Below are 4,803 nucleotides of genomic sequence, written 5' to 3'. Positions count from 1 at the left end.
GCGCTCACCGGCGACCTGTGCCATCACGCCGCCTTGGAGCAGGTCGCTCGGCGCGGTGCGGAAGATGTAGTCGTCGTCCTGCAGGCGCGTGACGGTTATGGCCGTGCTGGACGGCGAACAGCCGACGATTTGGTTCGGGATGAACACCTCGCTCGCAACGGGGATGTTGTTCCCCGAGGACGCCGGACCGGATATGGCGGGGAAGCCCGCGTTGACGAGGGCGTTCGCGCCGCTGAGTGACGCCTGCCGAGCGGTCTGGGTGTCCTCGACTTGCGTTTCGACTTGGAGGTCGACGTTCCCCTCGTTCACCTGCTGAATCGGGATTCTCGACGCCTGAATCATCGGGCCGCCGACGGACGCGAGGTCGCCGGTCTGTGGCAACAGGATGCCGACCCTGATGGTTCGGCCCAATCCTCCCGGTGCGTTGTTCGCTTCCGGACCGCCCGCGTTGCTCTGGAACTGTCGGGTGTTTACGACTCGAATTCCGTCTTCTGTTTGCGGTGCGAACTTCCAGACGTCGTAGGCCGCGGACGCCGGGTCGCCGTTCGCGTCGAAGTTCGTCGAACTCGATGCGCCTTGGTAGTTGATGTCTTCGCCGTTCGCGGCGGCTTTCACGGCGTCGACGAGGTTTTCCGGGCCGTACTCGGTTCCCGGCGGATTGGCGACGCGACGCATCTGGTCGCGGATCTTCTGCCCGTTGTTCTCTCCCGCCGCCGCGTTGGCGAGGATGAGAATCGCCACGGAATCGTACGACTGGGCCGTGAACACGCCCGGCGGCGAGTCGTAACGGTCTCGGAACAGTTTCGTGAACGCCTGTTGGTTCGGACCGGCGGCGGCGGGTGCCGTCCCGGTCACGTTCTGCATGTTGTTGCCTACTTCCTTCGGAAGACTGGAACTCTGTAGCCCGTCCGGCACGAGGACGGGAACGTCCCGCCCGGTCGCGTAGAAGTCGCGGAACAGCTGAATTCCGCTCTCCGGATAGCCGATAACGGTGAGCATGTCCGGGCCACCCCCCTGTTGGAGCGTTCCCATCAGCCCCACGGTTGTCGCTGCACCTGCCGCTCGAAGGTAGGCGCGACGGTCGATTTTCTGACTCATACCCGGTGGAACCCTCACCGTTCCGAGGCAAAAGTATATCTTAAATTATCATTATAGATGGTGGTCGGTTCATCGTCCGGCGGTCGATACACCAGCTGTCAGCGCGACTGACGTTTTTTCCCGAGAAAGCGGCCGAACGAGTGAGACGCGCGGTCAGTTCGAACTCATCGCCTTCTTGATGACGGACGTGTACGACGATTCGCCCTTGTTGAACGACACCTTCTGGAGCATCGTTCCGTCGTACTCGTCGGTGAAGGTGTTCGAGAACTTATCGGACAGCTGTTGACCGTAGCTGTTGTTGACGAACAGCGTCGAGGCCGTCTTGCCGCTCAATCGCTTGGACGCGACCTGTGCCATCACTTTGCCTTGGAGCAGGTCGCTCGGCGCGGTGCGGAACACGTAGTCATCGTCCTTCAGGTTCGTCACCGTCAGCGCGGTGCTGGATGGCGAACAGCCGACGATACCCTGCTTGATGTACACCTGCTGGCTGACGGGGATGTTGTTCCCCGAGGACGCGGGACCACAGATGGCCGGGTACCCGGCACTGACGAGCGCGTTCGCGCCGCTGAGCGACGCCTGTTTCTTTGTCTGCGAATCCTCAATTTGGGAGTCCACAGTGATGTTGATGCCGGCGTCGTTGACCTGTTTGACCGGTATCTTCGCCGCGTTTATCATCAGGCTCCCGGTCGACCCGAGGTCGCCGGTTTCGGGAAGCAGGATACCGACCTTGACTTTTCGGTTCTTGCCACCGGGAGAACTGTCCGCCATCTTACCGCTCGGTTCGCCTTCGAATTTGATGGTATCCTCCGTCTTGATGCCACCGTCGGCACTGGAGTCGAACTTCCAAACGTCGTAGGCCGCGGACGCCGGGTCTCCTTTTTTGTCGAAGTCCACGACACTCGATGCACCCTGGTAGTTGATGTCCTCGCCGCGTGAGGCGGCCTTGACGGCATCCACGAGGTCCTCGGGGCCGTATTTCTGCCCGCCGGGATTGGCGACGCGACGCATCTGGTCGCGGATTTTCTCCCCGTTGTTGGCCCCCGCCGCCACGTTTGCAAGAATGAGGATAGCAACGGCGTCGTAGGTGTGGGAGTTGAACACGCCCGGTTCACGGTCGTACTCGTCTTTGTACATCTCCGTAAACGCCTTCTGGTTCGGCCCGGAGGCCGCCGGCGCGGTCCCGGTAACGTTCGCCATCTCGTTGCTGACTTGCTTCGGCAGTTTCGAGTCGCGCAGGCCGTCGGGGACGATTATCTTCTGCTTCCCGTCGGTGCTCTTGTAGTAGTCACGGAACAGTTGGATACCGCTCTCGGGGTATCCGATGACGTTGATGACGTCGGGACCGCCGCTGTTCGTGCCGCCACCGCCTCCGTCACTGGTTCCGTCTCCATCACCAGTGTCGCTCGTATTGTCGTTTCCGGCACCGCCACCACCGATACAGCCCGCGAGTCCGGCGATTCCCGCCGTACCCAGGCCCTTCAACACGTCACGCCGTTCGATATCATATCGCATGGACAGGGATGGGTATCGACCCAGCCGATATAAATCTACCTTTAGCCGTTTTTAAAATTCAACAAATACTACCATTTTTCGGAGAAGTGGAAGCGAGTCGGCTAGAAATCGCGGCAGTCGGCACAGACCAACTGTCCGTTGACGTTCGTCAAATCGTGGGTGAGCGCGCCGCAGACTTCACAGATGCTCTGGTTCGTGTACTCGCTGTCCCCTCCGTTCGTCTCCATTCTTCCGCCGAGTTCGGTGTCCGCGGCTTGCCGTTCGCGCTCCCGTTCGTTGGAGCGCGTGATGCTCGGCGGGGATGCGGACGCCGAGATGACGTCCCGTTCGGTGAGGACGCCGAGCAGTTCGTCGTCGGCCCCGGTGATGATGATGCGTCGAATTCCCTGCTGTGCCATCATCCCGGCCGCGTCGGCGAGGCTACGGTCGGGACGCATCGAGATGACTGGCTTCGACATCGCTTCGGAGACGGTGGTTTCCTTGGGGTCTTCCTCGTCCGCGACGAGGGACAGTACGTCCGCCTCCGTCATGATTCCGACCGGTTCACGTCCACGGAGGACGACGACGCTCCCCACACCCTCATCCGACATGAGGCGAACCGCACCCAGCACCGTGTCGGATTCGCTGACCCCGACGTATTCTCGGGTCATCACGTCCCGCACTATGACTTCAGCGTCCATATGTGAACGTTTGACACAACCGTCCTAAAAAGTATCCCCGGCATCTTTATTCCCGCGTCCGTCGAATAGTACTAGCTACGTTTTCGGCCCCGAAACCGAGGTCTCGAATTCGGGGACGGCTACCCGAATTCGGAGACGACTACTCGAACTCGATTCTGCTGCCGGTCGCACGACACGTTTCCAACGCGTGTTTCGCGTCCATTCCGGCGTCCTGTGGCACCCGACCCTGACCGACGCCGACTTTCAGGTCGACTTCGACGCTCTCCTTGACGTGTCGAATCGCGTCCTCGTAGTCCGATTCGGTCAGATTCGGGCAGACGGCGATAACGTTGTCGCCCCCGACGAAAAACGAGAGCGAGTCGTGTGCCTCGCGCATGTAGCGCATCAGTTCGGCGTACCCCTGCTCAATGTGGATGAACGAATCGAAGGCGTTCACCTCGTCGGTGTAGTTGCCGGTCATGTCGTTCACGTCGAAGTGGGCGATCTGCACGTCGTCGTCCGTCCGGAACTCCTCGTCTATCGTCCGACCGTCGAGAATCTCCCGGCGCGAGTGGTCCTGTGCGCTTCCGGCGTCCTGTAGCAGTTCCGTGGCGTCGTGAAGGGCCTGCACTGGATTCGTGCCGGTGGCGACGCTCAAACTGACGGTCACGGGATAGCGGTTGCCGACCGATTCCTGCACGAGCGCGTGGTCGTCCAGAGAGAGACCGTTCGTCACGGCCACCATGTTGTCGAATCGCGTGAAGAAGACGTAGCCCTCTCGGTTGCCGATGAGTTGCGAGAGGTCGGCGTACAAGCGCGATTGCAACGTTTGAAGGTCCACTTCCCGACGCGGTTCGGGCGTCACGGTCCATGGCCCGTAGTTGTCGATCTGAATCAACGTTATCTGGGCGTTCGTCACTGTTGGTCGTGTGTTGGCAGCACTATCGTATAAGCGGTCCTAATCGTGATTTGCGTCTCAAAAATGGGATGGTGGGAAATCGTTGGGGGATAGGACGGTGAACCGTGGGAATATCGGACCGTCAGTTCTCGGACCGATTCGGATTCCGGGGGATTCAAATCTCCCTTCCACCTGCACCCCACAATGAGTATCCCGTCGTTCGTCATCGGTATCGCGGGGGGCACTGGCGCGGGGAAGACGACAGTGGCCCGCGAGATAACGGAAGCGCGGAGTGATTCTGTCACTCGCATTCCGATGGACAACTACTACAAGGACCTCTCGCACCTCGACTTCGAGGAGCGGACGGAGATAAACTACGACCACCCGTCGGCGTTCGAATGGGCACTGCTCCGCGACCATCTCGACTCGTTGCTTTCGGGCCAATCCATCGAGATGCCCCAGTACGATTTCAGCGTCCACAACCGCAAGGACGAACGCGTCACGATCGAGCCGACGGACGTCGTGGTCCTCGAAGGCATCCTCGCGCTGTACGACTCCGAAGTCAACGAGATGCTCGACCTGCAGGTGTACGTCGAAACCGACGCCGATGTGCGTATCCTCCGCCGAATCGAGCGG

At 60.5% G+C, this 4,803-nt stretch carries 5 protein-coding genes; 1 reads left to right on the top strand and 4 read right to left on the bottom strand.

Annotation, left to right across the window (positions count from 1 at the left end; all coding sequences use genetic code 11):
• The 4 genes from BG842_RS09885 to BG842_RS09870 form a co-directional block, all read right to left on the bottom strand.
• On the bottom strand, window positions 1–1,098 hold a 1,098-nt coding region (locus BG842_RS09885), incomplete at its 3' end, for an ABC transporter substrate-binding protein (RefSeq protein WP_254663027.1).
• 153 nt (window positions 1,099–1,251) lie between these two features.
• Window positions 1,252–2,610, bottom strand: coding sequence for an ABC transporter substrate-binding protein (locus BG842_RS09880; RefSeq protein WP_069450620.1), 1,359 nt, complete (start codon window positions 2,608–2,610; stop codon window positions 1,252–1,254).
• Window positions 2,611–2,711: 101 nt separating this feature from the next.
• Window positions 2,712–3,290, bottom strand: coding sequence for a cyclic nucleotide-binding/CBS domain-containing protein (locus BG842_RS09875; RefSeq protein ID WP_069450619.1), 579 nt, complete (start codon window positions 3,288–3,290; stop codon window positions 2,712–2,714).
• A gap of 139 nt (window positions 3,291–3,429) precedes the next feature.
• Entirely contained in the window at window positions 3,430–4,188 is a 759-nt protein-coding gene (locus BG842_RS09870) for a GTP cyclohydrolase III (protein WP_069450618.1), read from the bottom strand.
• A gap of 183 nt (window positions 4,189–4,371) precedes the next feature.
• Between BG842_RS09870 and udk the strand changes: the two genes are divergently transcribed.
• A partial coding sequence (gene udk / locus BG842_RS09865) for a uridine kinase (RefSeq protein ID WP_083252483.1) occupies window positions 4,372–4,803 on the top strand: 432 nt, incomplete at its 3' end.

It is taken from the genome of Haladaptatus sp. W1, assembly GCF_001723155.1.
GTDB classification, from domain to species: domain Archaea; phylum Halobacteriota; class Halobacteria; order Halobacteriales; family Haladaptataceae; genus Haladaptatus; species Haladaptatus paucihalophilus.
Note: the sequence above shows the minus strand (reverse complement) of the source record. Positions and strands in the feature narration are given on the sequence as shown.

What these genes read in the sequence shown, in the direction of transcription:
- BG842_RS09880 (WP_069450620.1), bottom strand. Translation starts at nt 2,610, where the DNA reads ATGCGATATGATATCGAACGGCGTGACGTGTTGAAGGGCCTGGGTACG.
- BG842_RS09875 (WP_069450619.1), bottom strand. Translation starts at nt 3,290, where the DNA reads ATGGACGCTGAAGTCATAGTGCGGGACGTGATGACCCGAGAATACGTC.